Here is a 17,967-nt window from a genome sequence, read left to right on the forward strand (position 1 = left end):
TGGCCAGGCCGCCGGGTAAACCAGGACGGTAAGGGCATTCAGAACAATGGATAACACTACGTTGAACGATACACAGGACATCCGCCTGCCTAATCAGCGGCCCACTCAGCAACCGCCGCACCCCCAGGCACCCAGGCCGCGGCGGCAGATCGGCGCGGGGCCTCAAGGCGCCTTAGCGGCGCCCGTGCAGCCTCCCAGGGTGGCGATTGTCGGCTTCTCCGGGCGTTTTCCCGGCGCCGACACCGCCGAGCAGTTCTGGCAGTTGCTGCTGGAGGAGCGTTCGTCCATCAGCGAGTTGCCGTACTGGCATCTGCCGGGCATTGCCGAGCGTGTGCAACTGCGCGAAACATTCACCTGCCCGGGCGGCTTCATCAACGACCCCAGCGCTTTCGACGCCGACTTCTTCAAGATTTCCGCCCGTGAGGCCGAGGCCATGGACCCGCAGCATCGGCTGGTGCTGGAGCAGACCTGGGCGGCGTTCGAGGACGCCGCCATCTGTCCGCACGACCTGCGCGGCAGCAACACCGGGGTATTCATCGGAATCTCGTCCGCCGACTACAACGGCCTGTTGGCCCGTTCCGAGGCCGGGGCCCACGACGCCACGGGCAATGCCCACTCGATCATTGCCAACCGCATCTCTTTTGTGTTCGATTTTCACGGCCCCAGCGCCCCCATCGATACCGCCTGCTCCAGTTCGCTGGTGGCGGTACACAGGGCGGCGCAGTCGATCCTCAATGGCGATTGCACGGTGGCGGTCGCCGGCGGGGTCAATCTGTGCTTCGAACCCATGGTGTTCATCGGCGCGCTCAAGGCCGGCATGCTCAGCCCCACGGGGCGCTGCAAGGCCTTTGCCGCTGATGCCGACGGCTATGTTCGCGGCGAAGGCGTCGGTGTGCTGATCCTCAAGGACTATCAGCAGGCCCTGGCCGACGGCGACAACATTGTCGCGGCGATTATCGGTTCGGCGGAAAACCACGGCGGTCATGCCAACTCGCTGACGGCCCCCAACCCCAGAGCCCAGGCCGACCTGATCAAACAGGCCTGCCGCGGCATCGATATCAACAGCATCGGTTACATCGAGGTTCACGGCACCGGCACACGCCTGGGGGACCCGATCGAAATCAGCGGGCTCAAACAGGCCTTTGCCGAGCTGGGGGCCAACCCTGAACAGCGCTGTTACCTGGGCTCGGTGAAAACCAACATCGGCCACCTTGAATCCGCCGCCGGGATTGCCGGAGTGATCAAGACCTTGCTGGTCCTCAAGCAGGGCTATCTGCCCAAGAGCCTGCACAGCGAACAGCTCAATCCCTACATCGACCTGGCCGGCAGTCCGTTCGCGGTGTTGCAGACCGGGCGGGAATGGCCGCAAGTGTCCGACCGCCAGGGGCAAGCGCTGCCACGCCGGGCCGGGGTCAGCTCCTTCGGGTTTGGCGGAGCCAATGCCCATGTGGTGCTCGAAGCGGTTGAGCCGGTGATCCCGGGGAACGAGCCGCAGGGGGCGGCGTCGGTCTTTGTGCTGTCGGCCAAGACCCCTGAAGCGCTGCAGTCGCGGATCGAACAGTTGATCGACTTTGTGCAGCGCCAGCCGCAACTGCAGTTGGCGGAGCTTGCCGTCAGCCTGCAACTGGGCCGAGAGGCGATGGAGTACCGGTGCGGGTTCGTCGCGCACAGCCGCGACAGCCTCTTGAGCCAGCTGCGCGACAGCGGCGCCGGGGAGGGTGGCCCGCCTGCCGGCAAGATCGCGCCGGAGGCATTGCATCGGGCCCTGCAACAGCGGGATCTGGGCACCTTGCTCAGCCTGTGGCAGCAGGGCGCGACCCTGGACTGGCGGCAGCTCTATGAACAACCACGGCCACGGCGAATCTCGCTGCCGACCTATCCCTTTAGCCGCGAGCGCTACTGGATCAGCGAAGCTCCTGCCGCCTCACTCACGGGCGCCGCCTCGTTGCATCCCCTGGTGCAGCGCAACACTTCGGACCTGGCAGGACAGCGTTTCAGCAGCCGGTTTGACGGCAATGAATGGTTTTTCAGCGGGCACCGGGTCAACGGCCGCAAGGTCCTGCCCGGCGTGGCTTACCTGGAAATGGCCAGGGCGGCCGTGGAGCGCTCAATGGTCGATGCCGACGCTGTGGTGGCCCTGAAGCATGTCGCCTGGCGCCAACCCATGGTCCACGATGGCGGCGACCTGGACATCGACATCGAGCTGGTGGAGCAGGGCGAGGGCCAGATCCGCTTCGAGATTCGTGGCAGCGCGGCCGATGGCCCGAGCTATTGCACCGGCGTCGCCCTGGTTGGCAGCGCCGAACGCCTGGTGCCGCTGGACCTGGGCACCATCGCTGGCGTGACCAACCAGCAGCGACTGACCCCAGAGCAGTGCTATCAGGTTTTCGGTGAGATGGGACTGGCCTATGGCGAGTCCTTTCGCCGGATCAACACCCTGCAGGCGGGCAACGGCCAGGTGCTGGCCAGCTTGCTGCGTGGCGAGCAAGCCCCGGGCTGCGAACTGCCGCCGGGCCTGCTTGATTCTGCCTTGCAGGCGGCACTGGGGCTGGCGTTGCTGGAGCCACTCCAGGCGCAGCGGGAGCACCAGCCTTTGGTGCCCTTTGCCCTGGACCGGGTGGTGTTGGGCGAGCTGGATCTGCTCAAGCAGCCCTGCCAGGCCTGGGTGCGCTACAGCGCCGATCATCAGCCGGGACGCATCAACAAGCTGGACCTGGACATCTGCGACGAACAGGGCCGCATCGCGCTGCGCCTGCAAGGTTTCTCGTCGCGAAAACTAGCGGCGGCGCCCCCGTCCATGCTGGCGATGACCCCGGTCTGGCGCGACAAAGCCCTGATCGACCCACCCCAGCGCAGCCTTGCCCGGCAACTGATTGTGCTGGCCGGCGCTCAATCCCAGGACCTGGACCTGTTGACCCAGCGCTGTCAGGCCCTGGTGGGGAACCGCCGGCAGATCCACATTGTGCCTTTACCGGTGGTGACACAGGACCCGGCCATTGCGCTGCCGGCCTTGGCCGGGTTTGTGATCGAGCTGGTGCAGAAGAGCCCGGCAAACAGCCTGGTGCAACTGGTGCTGGCCGACCTCGAGCACGCCGGCCCGGTCTTCGCCTCGTTGCTGGCCCTGTTGAAGACGGCAAAAAACGAAGGCCTGATCGACGCCGCGCAGTGCATCGAGCTGCAGGGCAGCCTGCAGCCGCAGTGGCTGGTGGACAATGCCTTGCAGGACGACGAGCGGGTTCGGTACCGCGACGGTCAGCGTCAGGTGGCGTCCTGGCAGGAAACCCAGCTGGCCCAGGACACCGCGCTACCGTGGCGCGAAGGCGGGGTTTACCTGCTGAGCGGTGGCAGCGGCGGCCTGGGCTTGTTGCTGGCCGAACAGCTGGCCCGGCAAGGGCAGGGCGTCAGGTTGATCCTGGCCAGCCGTTCGGCCGGGCAACTCTCACCCGAGGCCAGTCAGCGGGTCGCCGCGATCAGGGCCTTGGGGGCCCAAGTGCAACTGCACGCGCTGGACATCGCCGACCGCGGCGCGGTCGAGGCCTTGATTGCCCAGTGCGAGCAAGAATGGGGCACCCTCAACGGGATTTTCCACTGCGCCGGAATCACCCGCGACAGCCTGCTGCAGCACAAGAGCGCGAGCGATCTGGCGGCCGTCCTGGCGCCCAAGGTGGCGGGGGTGCTGAACCTGGATCGGGCCAGCGCCCACCTGCCCCTGGACTGCTTTGTGTTGTATTCGTCGGTGAGCGCGGTGATCGGCAATCCGGGCCAGGGCGACTACGCCCTGGCCAATGCGTACCTGGACGAGTGGGCCGGCTGGCGTGGGGCCCAGGTGCGGGCCGGCCGCCGTCAGGGCCGCACGCTGGCGATCAACTGGCCGCTGTGGCGCAACGGTGGTCTGCAGATCGATGGGCAACGCGAGCAGCAGATGATCGAGCTGACCGGGATTGAGCCCTTGAGTGACAGCGGCGGCCTGGAGTTTCTGCAGCAGGCGCTGGCCCAGGCCAGCGGCGCCGAACGCTGGATGGTGCTCGAAGGCAACATTGCGAAGATCAAGCGGTTTATCGCCGGGCAGTGGCAGCCGGACAGGTTCGAGGAGCCACCCGCGCCGCAGGAGATGCCTGCAGCGACAGCCCTGGCGCCATCGACACCTTTGGCAGCGAGCGCGGAGAGCGATCTGCAGGCGCTGGCGATCCGCTACTTCAAGCAACTGCTGTCGACCACCCTCAAGCGGCCGCTGGAGAAGATCGACAGCGATGCGTCGTTCGAGCGCTACGGGGCCGACTCGATCATGCTCACCGAGCTGACCCGGCAGCTGGAGCGCCTGTTTGGCTCGCTGCCCAACACCTTGTTGTACGAGTACCAGACGGTGCGCGAGCTGAGCGCCTACTTCATCGGCCAGCATGCCCAGAGGCTGGACCAGTGGCTGAGGCCCGAGGGGGCCAAGGCCGGCGCACCCCGCGAAGAAACCAGCCTGATTGCCGAGGCCCCGGCCCGCCAGCGTGCGCGTAACCGGCAACAATACGAGACGCCCGCCGTGGCCGGTAACAGTCGCGATCTGGCGATCATCGGCATCAGTGGTCGCTACCCCGGCGCCGCAGACCTGGAAACGTTCTGGCACAAGCTGGCGGGTGGGGAAGACCTGATCAGCGAAGTGCCGAGCGCACGCTGGGATCACCAGGCGTACTTTGACCCGGCCCGTGACCGCTTCGACAAGACCTACTGCAAATGGGGGGCTTTCTTGACGGGGTCGAGGACTTCGATCCGTTGTTTTTCAACCTCTCGCCCCGGGAGGCCCACATCATCAACCCCAATGACCGGCTGTTTTTGGAAACCTGCTGGAACCTGCTGGAAAGTGCCGGGCTCACCCGGCAACAGATCCAGCAACGCTATCAGCAGCAAGTGGGTGTGTTTGTCGGGGTGATGTACCAGCAATACCAGGCGTTCGAGTCGGATCTGGTCCGGGAATCGCTGGTGTCAGTGACGTCCTACAGTGCCATTGCCAACCGGGTGTCGTATTTCTTCGATTTTCAGGGGCCGAGCCTGGCGATCGACACCATGTGCTCGTCGTCGATTTCGGCGATTCATGCCGCGGGTGAGGCGCTGCGCAATGGCGACTGTCGGCTGGCGATTGCCGGCGGCGTCAACCTGACCCTGCACCCGAAAAAGTACATCGGCCTGAGCGTCGGTCAGGTGTTGGGCAGCCATGCCGGCAGCCGCAGCTTTGCCGATGGCGATGGTTATCTGCCGGCTGAAGGCGTCGGCGCGGTATTGCTCAAGACCCTGGCCGACGCCGAACGCGACGGCGATCCGATTCTGGCGGTGATCAAGTCCACCGCGGTCAACCATGGCGGCCACACCCATGGCTTCTCGGTGCCGAGTGCAAAACTGCAGGCGGCGCTGATCGACGGCAACTTCAAGCGCGCCGGGATCGACCCGCGCACCCTGAGCTACGTCGAGTCGGCGGCCAATGGTTCGGCGATGGGCGATGCCATCGAGCTGAGTGCCTTGAGCCGTGTGTTCAGCGCAGCGGGAGTCGCCCCTCAGTCCTGCGCCATCGGCTCGGTGAAATCCAACATCGGGCATGCCGAGGCAGCTTCGGGCATGTCGGCGCTGAGCAAGCTGGTGCTGCAGTTGCAACACCGGCAGTTAGCGCCGTCGCTGCTACTGGGTGAGCTGAATCCGAAGCTGGACTTTGCTCACTCGCCGTTCGTGCTGCAACGCACACTGGCCGAGTGGCCGCAGCCGGTGCTGGAAATCGACGGCGTGGAGCAGCCGGTGCCGCGTCGGGCATGCCTCAGTGCCTTTGGTGCCGGGGGCTCCAACGCCCACCTGATCATCGAGGAGTACCCGAGCGCACCGATTCCGGACCTGGCAGCGTCAGAGCCGGACCTGATGCAGATCGTGCCGCTGTCGGCCCACAGCAGCGCTGCCTTGCAGCAGGGGCTGGAGCGGTTGGCGCGGCACCTGGATCGGCATCCGCAGGTTCGACTCCAGGACCTGGCCCATACCCTGCAGAACGGTCGTGAAGCGATGCCGCTGCGGCTGGCGTTGCGGGTGAGCAGCACGGCGCAATTGCGCGGGCTGTTGGCCGAGATCCTGCAGCGTCTGCAGCAGGGCCAGGCCCTGGCCAGCCTGGACAGCGCGGATTTGCCGTTGGCCCTGGGCAATGTCGACGAGGTGCCGGCGGCCCTGGCCAGCCTGCTGTCCGGCCCAGGTGCCGCGGCCCTCAGTGCAGGCCTGATTGCCGCCGCTGACCTGCAGCAATTGGCGCTGCTCTGGACCCAGGGCGGCGAGATCCCCTGGCACGCACTGGGGCACAACACCGGCGCGGCGCTGATCCCGCTGCCCACCTATGCCTTCGACAAGCAGCGTTACTGGCTGGAGCAGCCCTCGGCGGTCAAGGCGCTGCACGAGCCGCTCACGGCGGCCGCCAGTACGCACCATGTGGTTGGCCAAAAACCGCCGACGGCTGCCGAGCAGGGGCGGCAGCTGCTGGCCGACTTGCTGGGAATGCAGCCCCAGGACTTGTCGCCGAGCAAACCCCTGAGCGCTTACGGCGCTGATTCCATCGTGATGTTGCAGTGGGCCATGCAGGTGCAGGCGCAGATTGATCCCGGGTTGGCCCTGGCTGACATCCAGCAGTGCCAGACCCTGGGGGATGTCCTGCAACGGCTGAGCCGGGACGCCACGCCGGCCAGCGTGGCGGAGTCGGTACTGCCCGCGCATATCCTCGGTTTGCTCAGCGGCTCGACGACGCGCTTCCCGGAGTTGCAACGGCTCAACCCGGTGCAACAGGGGCGGCCGGTGTTCTGGTTCCATGGCGCCCTGGGGGGCAGTGAGATCTATCAGGGCCTGGCCCAGCATATTCAGCGGCCATTTTTCGGGCTGCAGGCCAGAGGCTGGATGACCGATCGGGCACCGTTGCAGGGGATTCAGGCCATGGCGGCCTACTACGTCCAGGTCATCCAGTCGGTGCAGCCACAGGGGCCCTATGACCTGGGCGGCTATTCCCTGGGCGGCATGCTGGCCTATGAAGTGACCCGACAGTTGCAGGAACTGGGGGAGACCGTCATCAGCCTGGTGATGCTCGACTCACCGGACGTGACCGGTGAACGTAGCGCACGCCTGGCCGACAAGACCCGCCTGTTGCAGACCGTCAACATGTCCTTGCAGATGACCCTCGGGCAGACGCCGGAGCGCTTCGCCGAGGTGTTGATCCACCGCGACGAGATCGATCTGGCACTGTCGCCAGCGGACTATCTGCAGCAGTTGACCGACCTGGCCCGACAGCGCGGCCTGAAGACCAGTGACCAGCGCTTGCAGCAGTTGATGGCGCAAGTGACGCAGATCCAGCAGGCGTATCAGGTCGAGCATTATCGGATTCAGCCCCTGCCCAGGGCGGCAGAGGTGGCCTGCTATTACTTTCGCAACGCCAGCGGTTTGTGGATGGGGGACCTGGAGCCGTTTTTCTCCACCGACAGTCAGGAGTTTGCCGCCTTCAACCATGCCTACTACTGGCAGGAGTGGCAGCGGCAATTGCCGAACTTCGAGATGATCGAGGTGGCCTCGGCCAACCACATGACGTTACTGACCCAGCCGGAGGTGTTCAGGGTGATCGCGCAATTTTGCGCGACCCTGTATGGCCAAAGGAGTGTGGAGAATGCCGTTGGCTAGTCTCCCGGACGGCTTCTCCACGGGCTGGCGCAACGGTTCAGGCGGCCTTTTGCAAACGCCAGAACTTGTACGCCAGATGGCCGTTTTTATAAGCCTTGATGCCGCTGTCGTCGAAGAAGTGGAACAGGGTATCGAACGCGTGCCAGACCTCGGGCGGCAGCGCCTCACGCTGCTGCTTTTTCTCCTCTACCAGGCTTCTGAGCAGGTGCTTGAGGTGGCCGTCCTGGCTTTCGAAGGCCCTGATCACGCCGTCGGAAATGTCACGGTGTTCTTCCACCTTGAAACGGGCGTGCTCAATCATGGCCTGGTGTTGGGCCAGCACGTTGCTGAAGAAGTCGACGCCTATGCTGTCAGGCTCGGACAGGGCGCTGGTGTTGTCGCCTTTCATGGTGTCGGCATAAAAAAAGCGCCCGTCCTGCTTCAACACCCGCTGCACCTCTGCACCAAAGGTGTTGAGGTCGGGGTAGCAATGGGACGACTCGATGTTGATCACGACGTCGAATTCGTTATCGGCAAACGGCAGGGCCATCGCGTCGCCGCCGACGAAGCTCAGCCCGGGCAACGCGTGCACCCGGTTGCACAGCTCGATATGGGCCGGGCAGAAGTCCAGGCCGGTTACCGACGCCGCGCCGGTGTAGCGGGCAAGGTAGGAGCAATTGCCGCCCCGGCCCGAACCGATTTCAAGGACTTTCTTGCCGCGCAGGTCGCTATCGCCCAACAGGGTGCGAATCAGGTTTACCGAACATTTTTGCTCAAGGTCTGCGTCGTTGATCCAGTCGAAGTCGCTGTCTTGGGCCAGGTAGCCGTAGTTGAGAAAGGTCAGGCGTTGGTCGGGGAACATCCGGGTCATCATGTCGTACCACTGACTGATCGGCGATACGGTTTCGGGTGCTGGTGTCGTCATGTCTACCTCCGTGTAAGAAAACCCAAATGGGGTCGCTCGAGGAGCATAGCGGGCGCAAGGCCAGGCCCCGGAAGATTTTTTTGTTGATGTCGCAGGCCGTTTCAGATCGGCTCCTATACTGCGAGCCGTCACCTCAGCCATCCATTTCAGGACGAAATTTATGCCGTATCTTTTTCAGGGACAGACGTCTTGCGTGGTGTTCATGTTTCCTGGCCAGGGTTGCCAGTTCTATCAGATGGGCCGCGAGCTCTATCAGAACAATGCAGTGTTCCAACGCTGGATGAACGAGCTCGATACGCTGATTCGCGCCGAACTGGGCCAGTCGGTGATCGCCGGGATTTACCACGACAACAACCCGCGCTCGCAGGTGTTCAATGACATTCGCCTGAGTCACCCGGCGATCTTCATGATCGAGTACGCCCTGGGCAAGACCCTGATCGAACACGGGATCACCCCCGATTACCTGCTGGGCGCCAGCCTTGGCGAACTGGCCGCCGCGGCGCTGGCCGGGGTGATGACGCTGCCTGAGGCGATTCGCCTGGTGGTGCGCCAGGGGCAACTGTTTCATCAACACCAGGCGCCGAGCGGAGAGGGCGCGATGCTGGCGATCCTGGCCCCGCAGGCGCTGTACCAACAGATGCCGGTGCTGCACGAACACTGTGACATCGCGGCTTACAATGCGCCGTCGCTGATCGTCGTGGCCGGCCCGTCCAGCCGCGTCGCCGAAGCCGAGCGCCAGCTCAATGCGCAGGACATCGTGTTCCAGCGTCTGCCGGTGAATCAGGCCTTTCATTCGCGTCATATCGATGTGCTCAAGCCGCCAGTCGAGGCGCTGTTCAGCCAGATTCGTCTGCAGCCGGCACAGATCCCGGTGATTTCCTGCCTGAACACCCAGACCTTGCAGGTGTTGGATCGCGACCACTACTGGCAGAGCATCCGCCAGCCGATCCGCTTTTCCCAGACACTGCAACGGATCGAGGCTGAGGCCGCCGAGCGTGGCCAATCGATGATCTACCTTGACCTCGGCCCCAGCGGCACACTGGCCAACCTGATCAAGCAGAATATTCGTGACCGCGCCTTGCCGACGATCCACGCGGTGCTGAGCCCGTTCGGGCGCGACCTGGAAAAATTCGACGAGGTGCTGACCCTGGGCCGGGCCTTGCAGCCGCTGCCGGCCGAGGCCGAGGCCGAGGCGATAGCCGTGCCAATGCCGCCAGTGGTGGCCCCCGAGCCGAGTCCGGTTGCGGCGCCGCTACAGGCAGCCGCGCATGCGGTCTTTGAGGTGCAACAGCCGAACCGCCTGGTACAGCGTCCCTCGGCGCCATTGGCGTCCGGGCCGAAGCGGGTCTATGTGTTTCCTGGGCAGGGCTCCCAGCGGCTGGGCATGGGCGCCGAGCTGTTCGAGCAGTTCCCCGAACAGGTGGCGCAAGCGGACCGCATTCTGGGCTATTCGCTGAAAACCCTGTGCCTGGAAGACCCCGAGCAACAATTGTCCAACACCCGCTTCACGCAACCGGCGCTCTACACCGTCAGTGCACTGGCGTTCCTGGCCAAACAGCAGGCCGACCCGCGCAAAGCCGACTTTCTCGCCGGTCACAGCCTGGGGGAATACTGCGCGCTGTTTGCCGCGGGGGCTTTCTCTTTCGAAACCGGATTGAAGCTGGTGAAAAAACGCGGCGAACTGATGGCACTTGCCAGCGGCGGCGGCATGGCGGCGGTGATTGGCCGCAGCCCTGAGGAGGTCAATTCGCTGCTGGTGCAGCACGGCCTCGGGGCTCTGGACGTCGCCAACTACAACTCGGCGTCCCAGGTGGTACTGGCCGGGCCCGTCGAGGCACTCAGCCATGCGCGGGAAATCTTCCAGGCGCTGGATATTACCTTTGTGGTGCTGCCGGTCAGCGCGCCGTTCCACTCCCGCTACATGCACAGCGCCATGGGCGCCTTTGGCGACTACCTCGCGACGTTCGACTATTCGCCGCTGCACACTCCGGTGATCGCCAACATCAACGCCGCGCCGTATCGGGACCAGGACCTGGTGGCCAACCTGACCCGGCAAATCTGCGGCTCGGTGCGCTGGCTCGACACCGTGCAGTACCTGATGCGCCAAGGGACCTTCGAATGCGAGGAGCTCGGGCCGGGCGAGGTGTTGACCAAGCTGGTCAAGAGCGTGCAAAACACCGCCGCCTTTTCGTGACCGCACTCGCCAATGGACGCCTTGTCATGGAAAGGACTATGAACGCCAGTTTCACCGATCAGTTGTTTGTCATCGCCAGTGTGCTGAGCCTGGAAAGCCGGCAGTTGATCTCGCGCCAGGCCATCAACCAGCCGTTCGACTTTGCGCCTTTTGTCGCCGCGGCTGCGGTCAATCCCGGGCCGCTGCGGGTGACCTTTGATGGCCTGAAAGCGGTTGGCTGGTTGAGCCAGCCCAGTGCCGAGCAGTATTTCTTCAATGGCCGGGCCTCGGCTATCGGCGCGCTGCCCGCGCAGGTGATCGAACTGTTTTCCTGGTTGGCGCCGCAGCGATTGCCACATGGGGATGACCTGCCGTGCCTGCGGCGTTGGCTGGCGCTGTCGGCGCTGGACTGGAATCTGCACTGTCCCGGGTTTGTTCATGGGCTGAACCAGTTGCTGTCGCTGGTGCTGTTACGCCGCTTGCAACTGCACGGGGCGCTTGACCTCGACAGCGGACGGGTTGATCTGCGGCGCATCGACCATGAGCCGGTCGACCCCGATGGTATTCGCCTGTTGAGTGACTTTCTGCGCCGCCAACAGTGGATTCGCCGCCAGGAGCGGCACCTGGTGCTGAACCCGCAGCATCGAGCCTGCCTGGCAGAACGGCTGAGCGAGCCTTTCCTGGCTTACTACGCCAGCCTGCCGGCCATCCTCGAAGACTTGTTGTTCAGTCAGGGCCAGCCATGGGCGGAGGTGTTGCAATGGCTCAAGGGGGCAGGGGAGCTGCAGCTCTGGCCGGGGGATCGGCCGGCGCTTGAGCGGCTGCTGGGCGAGATCTTCAATGCGCAGCCTTTGTCCTCGCAGCCGGACTGGATAATCGGCTTCGGCCGCCATCCCGGGGTTTGCTTGAGTGAGCTGTGGCAATGGTTGCGACAACACAGCGCGCGGGGCCAGGTGCTGGACAGCCAGCCGCTGCGCTGGCTGGTGCTGGAGGACGGGCTGGCGGGCGACCCGCAGTCCCTGCGCCAGCGTCTGCGCGACGCGGGTGTCGCGGCCACTGATCGGGTGATGTGGCTGGCTATCGGCCAGCAGAATCTGCAACCGCTGGAAGCGCTCTCGACGCCACAGCTGCCATTGCCTGCGCAGCGCTTCTACCTGGGTTTCGACGGCTCGGCGGTGCCGGGCGCCACGGTGCTGGGCAACCTGCAGCATTCGGCCAAAGCACTGGCCGCGTTGATCGGCGATCAACCGCTGGTGCTCAGCGAACGTCACTGGCGCCCGGACGGGCCTGTGGCGGATCACTTTGCCTGTTACTACCCGGTTGAGGCGGCGCAGTACCTGATGGCCCTGGCAGGGGCCGGGTTGTTTGCCGATCCGGGAATGCTGCACACGCAGCTCCAGGAGGGCGTCGACTGCGTGGCCAGCAGTGGTTGCTACAGGGCGCGTGATTATCAGGTGCGCCACGTGACGCTCGCGGACATGCCCGCGCTGCTGACCCTCGAACACGCCTGCTGGCCCGAAGGCGGCCGGGTCGATGAAGCCATCCTCCGGCGCCGCTTGAGCCAGGACCCCACCGGGCAACTGGCGTTGGAGTTCAGGGGCGAGTTGGTGGGGGTGATCTATTCCCAGCGCATCGCCCATAGCGACGGCTTGTTCAGGGTGGATTTCGCCAGCGTCGACCAGCTGTTTCACGGCAATGGCAGCACCGTCCAGATCCAGAGCCTGAACATTCTGCCGGCGCATCAGTACAGCGGCTACGGCGATCAGTTGCTGGAGTTCATGCTGCAATATTGCACCCTGCGCCATGGCGTCGACACCGTGGTCGGCGTGACTCGCTGCAAGGACTATCCCAAGTACCGCCATCTGGCCCTGGCGGACTACATCCACAGCCGTGACGCGCGCGGCGAGCTGCTGGACCCGGTGCTGCGTTTCCACGAGTTGCACGGCGCCGGTATCGAGCGCCTGGTGGCCGGGTATCGTCCCGCCGATGCCGACAATGGCGGGCATGGGGTTCTGGTGCGCTACGACCTGGCTCGCCGTCAGCCCCAGAAGGCTGCAGCGCTCACCGCCATGGCCGCTCAGCCAACCATCGCCATCGACGACGCCGTGCGCCAGAGCATCAATCATTGCCTGGGGCACGCCCGGGACAGCCGGGTGTCGCCGCGCCACAGCCTGATGGAACTGGGGCTGGACTCAGCCGACCTGCTAGGACTCAGTGAACAGTTGGGCATGACCTTGGGACTGCCCCTGGAGCCCAGCTTCTTCTTTCGCCACAACAACGTGGAAACAATCATCGCCGCGCTGCAAGAACGCCGCGCACCCCAGGGGCCGTCGCCCATCGACACTCAGGCAGCCCCAGACGAAACCGCGCCGCCAACGCCCGCCGGCCTGGACCCTGACTTTGCGGTGATCGGCATCAGCGGGGTATTCCCCGGTGGAGAGTTGCAGGGGTTCTGGGGGGCGATTCGCAATAGCCTCGGGCAGATCCGCCCGGTGCCCGGCGAGCGCGCCATGGCCGGACCGGTGGCGGGCTACATCGATGGGATCGAGTGTTTCGATCATGGTTTTTTCGCCGTCTCGGCGGCAGAAGCGGCGCTGATGGACCCGCAGCAGCGCTTGCTGTTGCAGCATGCCTGGCTGGCGCTGGAGGATGCCGCCATCGCGGCGCCTGACTTTGCCCGCCACCCCACGGGGGTATTTGTCGCAGCAGCGCCGAGCGAGTACCGCGAGGTCGTCGAGCTGCCCCGCACCAGCCCGTTTCTGCTGACGTCGTCTTCGCCGTGCATGTATGCCAACCGGATTTCCTGGTTTCTCGACCTGCGCGGGCCCAGCGAATACTGCAACACGGCCTGCTCGTCGGTGCTGGTGGCGCTGCATCGGGCCATGCAGGCGATCCGGGCCGGCGAGTGCCGACAGGCGCTGGTGGGCGCGGTCAACCTGCTGCTGTCGCCTGATGAAACGGCCGGCTACCGGCAGATGGGATTTCTCAGCGAACAGGCGCAAACCCGCTCATTCCAGGCCGGGGCCGATGGTTATGTGCGGTCCGAAGGCGTGGGCGTGTTGTTGCTCAAGCCACTGGCCGATGCCCTGCGTGACGGTGACCGGATTCATCTGAAGATCAAGGGCAGCGGAGTCGGCCATGGTGGGCGCGGACTTTCGCTGACCGCCCCCGATCACGACGGCCTGCAAGCGGCAATGGTTGCCGCTTACCGCAGCGCCGGGGTGACGCCCGACAGCGTCAGCTATGTGGAGGCCCATGGCACCGGCTCGGCGATGGGCGATGCCATCGAGGTCGACGCGATCCAGGCTGCACGCCGTCAACTAAGTGCTGGCAGGCAAGCCGGCACGCCCTGGAACATCAGTACCTTGAAACCGCTGATCGGGCATTGCGAGCTGGCCTCTGGCATGGCGGCCTTGTTCAAGGTGATCGATGCCGTGCAACAGCGCTATCTGCCGGGAATCCCGGGGTTGCAGCAACTGGGCCCGGCCATCAGGCTCGACCCGCAGCAACTGTCCCTTGCTCCCGAGAACCGGCCATGGCCGGCCCTCAAGGATGGGCAGGGGCAGGCATTGCCACGCCGGGCCAGCATCAACAGCTATGGCTTTGGCGGCGTCAGCGCCCATCTGGTGGTGGAAGAGTTTATCGCCCAGCCCCGACAGACGCCTGCGGCGACCGGGCTGCAACTGATCCTGTTGTCGGCACAAGATGCACAACGGCTGCGGGAGCAGGCAGGGCGCTTGAGTCAGGCTATCGGCCAGCTGGCACCGGTGTGTCTGGCCGACATCGCCTACACCTTGCAAGTGGGGCGCACAGCAATGGCTTGCCGCTGGACCTGCCTGGTGGACAGCGTCGCTGCTCTGCAACAGCAGCTCTCTGAGCTGGCCCAAGGTTTGCGCAACAACCTGGTGCAGGTTGACGAGCCGGCGAGCGCTGTTGACGGCGCGCTGGCCCAGGCACTGGCGCAACCAGACTGGCCGGCATTGGCCGAATACTGGCGACAGGGGTGGACGCTGGATTGGCACAGTCTGGCGCGCCAGGGGCAGCCCCGGCGCATTGGCCTTCCGGGCTACCCCTTTGCCCGACAGCGCCATTGGTTGGCGCCGCGACGGATTGCCCCCCATCAGCCGGCTGACCCCGGCACCGCGCCGCCAGCGAACAGCTTGCGCCAGGTCCTTGCCCAAGTGCTGGGTTGTGATCCGCAGAGCCTGGCAGGTTGCGAGTCACGGAGCCTGGCCAGCCTGGGCCTCAACTCCCTGGGCGCGGTGGGCCTCAAGGCCAGGCTGGAACAGCAACTGCACGTGTCGCTCTGCCTGGCACAACTGAGCCCGTACTTGAGTCTCGCCGAGGTCGAAGCCACTCTGGCGGCCCGCGAACCTCATGCGGAGGCTCAAGCCGGACCGGTATTGCAGCCGGCCCCCGACGCTGCCCATCAACCCTTTGCACTCAACGACATCCAGCAATCGTTCCTCTCGGGACGCACACTGCTGGCTGAGGCTGAACGGGTCGGTTGCCATATCTACCTGGAATTCGACTGGCCGGAACTGGATGTCTACCGGCTCAATCAGGCGTGGAATCGACTGTTGCTGCAGCACGACGCGCTGCGGCTCCGGGTGCTGGATGACGGCCGGCAACAGGTCGGCGAAGCCAAGCCTTATGGCTTCAACATCCGTGACCTGCGCCGCTGCGATCCCCAGGACCGTGAACGTTCCCTGGCGGCGCTGCGCGGATCGATGTCGCACAAGGTGTATCTGGCCGGCGACGACAGGCTCTTTGAAGTCGCCGTGTCGCTGCTGGATCGACAACACAGCCGGGTGCACTTGAGCATTGACGAGTGGATTGTCGATGCCACGTCCCTGGAGGTGCTGCTGCAGCAGTGGTTGATGTGGTATCGGGAGCCTGATGCCACGCTGGCGGATCAGGGGGTGTCGTTGCGTGACTATCAGCGGGCGCTGGAGTCTTGCAAAGACTCACCGCGCTACCGGCGCGACCTGCAGTACTGGCTCGACAAACTGGCGGCGGCGCCGCCGGGCCTGTACTTGCCCAAGGCACCGCGCCCGGCCGGCCGCCAGCGCCAACGGCTGACCTCGACCCTGGAGCCGAGCCGCTGGCAGCGCCTGAAAGAGCGGGGGGCGGCCCTGCAGGTTTCAGGCACGGCACTGCTGCTCAGCCTGTTTGGCCTGATCCTGCAACGGGCCCATGCCGGCCAGGCGTTCTCCTTGATCACCACCAGCTATGGCCGGCTGCCCCTGCACCCGGACATTGAGCGTCTGGTTGGCCCCCTGATCTCGACCCAATTCTTTGCCTTTGCCGCAGCCCGGGAACAAAGCCTGGGGGAATGGGTTCAAGGGGTGCAGCGCCAGTTGCTGGAGGACCTTGACCATGCCAGCGTCGGCGGCGTCGCGGCGCTGCGGGAAATCCGCCGGCGTGGCGAGCCATCGCAACCTTTCAAAGGCGGCGAGGTGGTCTTCACCTCGATGCTCAACAACCCGGTGCTCGACGCTGCCCCGAGCTTCGGCGATGCCCAGCACTACTGTGTGACCCAAACCCCACAGATCAACCTTGATCACCAACTGCGCGAGCGTGGCGGCGCACTGAGCCTGAGCTGGGACGTGGCCATCGACTGCTATCCCGACGGCCTGATCGAGCAGTTGTTTACCGACTATTGCCAGCTGCTGTGCCGGTTGGCGGACGCTGACGATCACTGGCAGGCATTGAAATCCACCGATCTGCTCCCTGTGGCGCCTTTTCAGCTGGCCTCCAGCGCGGAGCCAACCCAGCCCTTTGCACTGACGGATCAACAGCAGGCATACGCCTTCAGCCGCTCGCTGCACCCAGGACAGGGCGGGGCACAGCTCTACCTGGCCTTGAGCATCCCAGCCCTGGATGTTGCTCGACTGGCCCAGGCCTGGCAGCAATTGCAGGCCCACCATCCGCTGCTGCGCACGCGGGTTCTGGCCAACGGCACCCAACAGATCATGCAAAGCCCGCCAGGAGGACAACTGGAAACGCTGGGGCAGGGTGTCAGCCCCGCCCAAGTCGCCGAAGAGCTGCTCGGCCGGGTGACTGCACTGGGTGACTGGCCCTATGCCGTGCTCAAGGTCAGCAGCGCCGACGCAGGTCAGAGCCTGGTGCATCTGGCCGTGGACCTGCTGCTTGTCGACCTGCCCAGCCGAGACCTGTTGATCCGGCAACTGCTCAAGCTCTACCAGGGCGCAACACTGCCCCCGCTGACCATCCACTTCGCGGATTACATCGCAGCACTCGGACAGCACAAACGCAGCCCAGCGGCGCAAGACGCCGCGCTTTACTGGCAGGAAAAATTCCGCCGCCTGCCTCAGGGACCGCAACTCAACGCCAACCGCGACGTCAACGGCCTGTACCTGAAGTACGAGCACCGCCTCGACTGCTGGCCACTTCTGCGCAAACGCATCGAACATGCGGGCATCAGCGCCGATGCCTTACTGATCAGCGTCTATGCCTTTTGCCTGGCAAAACACTGCGCACTGCCAGCCTTCACCCTGGTGGCCCCGGGCTGGAAGCGCCCCCCCGTCCACCCACAGATCGACGCACTGGTCGGCGACTTCACCACCTTGAGCTGGGTCGACTTCAACAGCCAAGCCCTGACGTTCATCGAACAAGCCCGCCGTTGCGATCGGATCTTCACCGAGGATCAACAACACAGCGCCATCAGCGGCTTGCAGGCACTGCGCAAGGTCGCAACAGACAAGCAGCACCCACGCACCCTGGATTTCCCAGTGGTGTTTACCCGACTCAACCCACAAGGACCACTGGAGCTGCCCGAAGGCGTGACCCTGGTTGACAGTGCAAGCCGCACCCACGGCGTGGCGCTGGACAATCTGAGCATCGAGACGCCAGGGGCCTTGTTGATCCATTGGGATCTGGCGACTGATCGCCTGGCTGCGGCGCAGGGGGAGGCGATGTTTGGGGAGTATTGTCGATTGTTGGAGCGGTTGGCGGTGGAAGAGGGGGAGTGGGGGCAGCTCTAACCACCAGTTGTCATCAGTAAAGTTGAAAAAGCTACCCAACTCGCTGGGTAGCTGATTCAACACAACAAGGCGATAAGGATTGAGTCTTGGACTCGCAGAAAAAAGGTTATTTGTTCTACTGAGAGCGTTTGACCGATTTGCGCAAGTGCCGAACTCAATCGGCGCCAAGCTGCCACAAACGACGCTGTTGTTGATGAACTGTCGAATTTCGC

3 protein-coding genes and 1 pseudogene are annotated in these 17,967 nt (G+C 64.6%); 3 read left to right on the forward strand and 1 reads right to left on the reverse strand.

Annotated features, from left to right (window positions below):
- Nucleotides 1–255 precede the first annotated feature (255 nt).
- A pseudogene (locus LOY69_RS15120) lies at nucleotides 256–7,671 on the forward strand (beta-ketoacyl synthase N-terminal-like domain-containing protein).
- Nucleotides 7,672–7,708: 37 nt separating this feature from the next.
- Here the strand turns inward: LOY69_RS15120 and LOY69_RS15130 are convergent.
- The gene (locus LOY69_RS15130; protein ID WP_110651709.1) at nucleotides 7,709–8,575 is read right to left on the reverse strand and encodes a class I SAM-dependent methyltransferase; all 867 of its coding nucleotides are present in this window, start codon (nucleotides 8,573–8,575) and stop codon (nucleotides 7,709–7,711) included.
- Nucleotides 8,576–8,735: 160 nt separating this feature from the next.
- Between LOY69_RS15130 and fabD the strand changes: the two genes are divergently transcribed.
- Both fabD and LOY69_RS15140 read left to right on the forward strand, forming a co-directional pair.
- A complete protein-coding gene (gene fabD / locus LOY69_RS15135) occupies nucleotides 8,736–10,769 on the forward strand; it encodes an ACP S-malonyltransferase (RefSeq protein ID WP_265073126.1) in 2,034 nt (677 codons plus the stop codon).
- 38 nt (nucleotides 10,770–10,807) lie between these two features.
- Nucleotides 10,808–17,755, forward strand: coding sequence for a GNAT family N-acetyltransferase (locus LOY69_RS15140; RefSeq protein WP_265073127.1), 6,948 nt, complete (start codon nucleotides 10,808–10,810; stop codon nucleotides 17,753–17,755).
- Nucleotides 17,756–17,967: the final 212 nt, after the last annotated feature.

This window comes from Pseudomonas sp. B21-059 (assembly GCF_026016285.1).
GTDB classification, from domain to species: Bacteria; Pseudomonadota; Gammaproteobacteria; order Pseudomonadales; family Pseudomonadaceae; genus Aquipseudomonas; species Aquipseudomonas danubii.